This window comes from Paraclostridium dentum (genome assembly GCF_012922555.1).
GTDB classification, from domain to species: domain Bacteria; phylum Bacillota; class Clostridia; order Peptostreptococcales; family Peptostreptococcaceae; genus Paraclostridium; species Paraclostridium dentum.
On sequence record NZ_WIPK01000065.1, the window covers coordinates 1 to 817 of the forward strand.

Consider the following 817-nt stretch of genomic DNA (forward strand, 5'->3'; position numbering starts at 1 on the left):
GTGGTAGAGGAGGTTTCCGTGGAGGTTTTGGCACTGGCGGCCGGGGCCGCGGTCGTGGTCGGGGCAGAGGCCGGGGTAGAGGCCGTGGAGCCCGGGGCGGCAAGGCCGAGGACAAGGAGTGGGTGCCCGTGACCAAGCTTGGTCGTCTGGTGAAGGACATGAAGATCAAGTCCCTGGAGGAGATCTACCTGTATTCTCTGCCCATCAAGGAGTCTGAGATCATTGATTTCTTCCTGGGATCCGCTCTGAAGGATGAGGTGCTAAAGATCATGCCTGTCCAGAAGCAGACTAGGGCCGGTCAGCGCACCAGGTTCAAGGCCTTTGTCGCTATCGGGGACTACAACGGCCATGTTGGTCTTGGAGTGAAGTGCTCTAAAGAGGTGGCGACCGCCATTCGGGGAGCCATCATCCTGGCCAAGCTGTCAATCATCCCTGTCAGGAGAGGCTACTGGGGTAACAAGATCGGAAAGCCCCACACTGTCCCTTGCAAGGTTACTGGCCGCTGTGGCTCTGTCCTAGTGCGTCTGATCCCTGCTCCCCGTGGTACTGGCATTGTGTCGGCTCCTGTTCCCAAGAAGCTGCTCATGATGGCTGGTATTGACGACTGCTACACCTCTGCCAGAGGCTGCACGGCCACCCTGGGCAACTTTGCCAAGGCTACCTTTGATGCCATCTCCAAGACCTACAGCTATCTGACCCCTGATCTCTGGAAGGAGACGGTGTTTACCAAATCTCCCTACCAGGAATTCACTGATCATCTGGCCAAAACTCACACCAGGGTCTCGGTACAGAGGAGCCAGACTGCTGCTATTCAGGC

General features: G+C 57.5%; 1 protein-coding gene. It reads left to right on the top strand.

Features of this window, described 5'->3' with window-relative positions; all coding sequences use genetic code 11:
* Positions 1–128 precede the first annotated feature (128 nt).
* Positions 129–817: 30S ribosomal protein S5 (rpsE, locus tag GFJ41_RS20920; RefSeq protein WP_500048756.1), on the top strand; the 689-nt coding region annotated here is incomplete at its 3' end.